Consider the following 2,433-nt stretch of genomic DNA (forward strand, 5'->3'; position numbering starts at 1 on the left):
GAGACCTGTTCCCTTTGCATCGAGCGTACCGACAGAATCAAAAATAACCCATGCCACCGTGTAGGACGGTCATTATCAGCAACATCCGCTGTAGGCAGAAGAAGTGATGTGACAGCCGGAGAGACGGCAAATTCTGAACAGACTATTCACTGAGTGGTTTGTACAGAGTTTTATATCAGTCTTGAATCACACTCAGTTTATGGTGAATCACTTGACTGGGCCGGGGAACGAATCGACGCATTTGATAGTAAAGTCTGGGAATGAATTGACGAACTGAATCTTGTAGTCAGGGAATGAATTTACCATTTTCCATTTACCCGGCGCCCTAGCGGAACTGGTCACAACTTTGACTCTCAGGTCGGGTGATGATCTCACAACCTTCACCTTATAGTCTGCACCAGAACTAACCACTTTGATGTTCCCATGAATTTTAGACACATCGACTCGGGTTTTAGCGTTAGCCCCAAACGAAAGTAATGCGGCTAACAGGATGACTAATTTTTTCATATGAACTCCTGTGATTGGCCAATTCATTATAGGTGATTCGAATAATGACAGCCCAATAATGCCGGATTATTTGTCTGGGGAATGAATATGGCCACATTGAATGATCTTTCCAACCAACTGGCAAAGATACGAAAGCAAATCCCCTTTGCCACCGCTCAGGCGCTAACCAGCGTTGCGCGTAAGATAGAGAAAGCACAAAAGGTCGCACTAGAACGTCGATTGGAGAACCCAACGTCATTCACCGTGAAATCAGTCAGAAGCCAGGGTGCTCGCAAAGATAATCTGACCGCGAAAGTGTCCGTGATGCCAACCGCTGCCGGTTATCTGGAGCCGTTTGAAGTCGGTGGTGTGCATAAGCTGAATGGAGCCGCACTGCTCAACCCCAAGAACATCAAACTCAACAAGCACGGAAACCTGCCCCGAAACAAGCTGAGTCAGTTAAAAGGCAAATCGGATACGTTTATTGGCGAAGTCTCAACACGATACGGAGAAAATGTTAATGGTGTGTGGCAGCGTAAGAAAGCCAAGAAAGTGAAAAAGAACAAGAGGCGGTTAAAACGCTCACCGAATGGCACCCGCAGACCGAGGCAGAAACAGCGACCGCCAAAACTGCTTATTCGGTTTGGTGACGCCTTACCCGTTGAACCGATACTCGGTTATCAGGAACGGGCGCAACAAATGGCTCAATCGTTAATGCCTGCTGCTATCAGTCAGGCGTTGGATGAGGCGATACGGACAGCTAAATAGAAACTGGGACCGCGGTCCCACCTTATGACTTATTATCAAACAATCCTATCTGGTGACAAACATGACGGCACATAACTACATAAAACGATTGGAATTATTGAAGACGCAGATTGAAGCGTCATTGAGCTATATTGAGCATGTTCGATTATTGAAAGGCGAGGCTGATGCTGACGCTGTTGCGGAAAATGACCTGAAATCATTGCTGTCATATCATTCTCGGAAAGTAGAAGAATCACAACGACAACAACATGGTCGGGTAATAAGCCTAGATGGAGCGCCCCCGCTCCCAGTTGATAATTATTTTGAGAAGACATCCTTTGTTAGTAGTTGTATCTCATGTGCAAAAGATGAAGGAGTAAAGTTTAGGGAGCAGTCAATTCTGAAACGAACCCAATGCTCTGAAAAATACCCAGTGACTTGGATTATCCAGCTAGGTGCAAAAGAGCCTGGTTCAGTCGTGTAACAAACGGGCGCATAGATGAAGATTATGCCCCCGTTAACAGGCAAAAGGCTAACGTTTATGCGTCAGCTATTTTGAATGATCTTGAACCACCAAGACATCTTCAGAAGTCCGATAAACCGACTGTGCAAACTCAATCTGAATAATATTTTCACCTGTTTGCTTTACGCGGAGAAAGTCCAATCCACTGAACGAGACGCGGGTATCAGCAGGGTATTTGTTCAGTTGTTGTAGCAGTGTGTCTAAATCGATGGTGTGGCTGTAAATAATTTTTTTACTAGGCATGACTTAACTCCTGTTTGTTTTAATGGATTGGTTAGTATGTAGTTATTTACGGGATAAAAAATCGATAGATTTTATACGTGGGATCGCGGTCCCACTTACCTTGTTACGGTAACGAAAGGTAACAGGGAAAGTAACACTATTAGTGAGAAATTATTATGAAGTTAAAAGCGAGTGAATTAACAGGAATAGCGTTGGATTGGGCTGTAGCTAAGGCGATTGGTCTTGATGTTTCGTTGGAGGATTATAGTGAAAGTAACGCGAGGTAACAGCGATGGTAACGCTGCATAATTTTTGGGTCCTTCCTAAGCCTTTGATATATCACGGGCATTGCGCGTCGCGATATTTCACTAGCTACAAAATTTTGAAATTTGGGTAACAGGTAACACGAGGGTAACAGATGAACCAGTCCGAATTTGCCAAATTACACGGTGTCA

5 protein-coding genes are annotated in these 2,433 nt (G+C 44.5%); 3 read left to right on the plus strand and 2 right to left on the minus strand.

Translation table 11 applies throughout. The annotated features are described in order from the left end of the window. Window positions 1-207 precede the first annotated feature (207 nt). On the minus strand, window positions 208-507 hold the full coding sequence (locus Xhom_RS24610) for a 7(1) septoil knot domain-containing protein (protein ID WP_069314967.1): 300 nt from the start codon (window positions 505-507) through the stop codon (window positions 208-210). 87 nt (window positions 508-594) lie between these two features. Here Xhom_RS24610 and Xhom_RS24615 point away from each other — a divergent pair, with 87 nt between their 5' ends. Both Xhom_RS24615 and Xhom_RS24620 read left to right on the plus strand, forming a co-directional pair. After that, on the plus strand, window positions 595-1,254 hold the full coding sequence (locus Xhom_RS24615; protein ID WP_069314968.1) for a hypothetical protein: 660 nt from the start codon (window positions 595-597) through the stop codon (window positions 1,252-1,254). Window positions 1,255-1,315: 61 nt separating this feature from the next. Next, the gene (locus Xhom_RS24620; RefSeq protein WP_069314969.1) at window positions 1,316-1,717 is read left to right on the plus strand and encodes a hypothetical protein; all 402 of its coding nucleotides are present in this window, start codon (window positions 1,316-1,318) and stop codon (window positions 1,715-1,717) included. 66 nt (window positions 1,718-1,783) lie between these two features. Here the strand turns inward: Xhom_RS24620 and Xhom_RS24625 are convergent, their stop codons facing one another. Next, window positions 1,784-1,999, minus strand: a complete 216-nt coding sequence (locus Xhom_RS24625) for a hypothetical protein (protein ID WP_069314970.1) — start codon at window positions 1,997-1,999, stop codon at window positions 1,784-1,786. A 155-nt stretch (window positions 2,000-2,154) separates the two neighbouring features. Here Xhom_RS24625 and Xhom_RS38275 point away from each other — a divergent pair, with 155 nt between their 5' ends. Then, entirely contained in the window at window positions 2,155-2,265 is a 111-nt protein-coding gene (locus Xhom_RS38275; RefSeq protein WP_232326213.1) for a DUF2591 domain-containing protein, read from the plus strand. The last annotated feature ends 168 nt before the right edge of the window (window positions 2,266-2,433 follow it).

It is taken from the genome of Xenorhabdus hominickii (assembly GCF_002632725.1).
GTDB lineage: Bacteria > Pseudomonadota > Gammaproteobacteria > Enterobacterales > Enterobacteriaceae > Xenorhabdus > Xenorhabdus hominickii.

Bases quoted from the DNA above. Each gene is read 5' to 3' on its own strand.
- Xhom_RS24610 (WP_069314967.1), bottom strand. From the start codon at position 507: ATGAAAAAATTAGTCATCCTGTTAGCCGCATTACTTTCGTTTGGGGCT.
- Xhom_RS24615 (WP_069314968.1), top strand. From the start codon at position 595: ATGGCCACATTGAATGATCTTTCCAACCAACTGGCAAAGATACGAAAG.
- Xhom_RS24620 (WP_069314969.1), top strand. From the start codon at position 1,316: ATGACGGCACATAACTACATAAAACGATTGGAATTATTGAAGACGCAG.
- Xhom_RS24625 (WP_069314970.1), bottom strand. From the start codon at position 1,999: ATGCCTAGTAAAAAAATTATTTACAGCCACACCATCGATTTAGACACA.
- Xhom_RS38275 (WP_232326213.1), top strand. From the start codon at position 2,155: ATGAAGTTAAAAGCGAGTGAATTAACAGGAATAGCGTTGGATTGGGCT.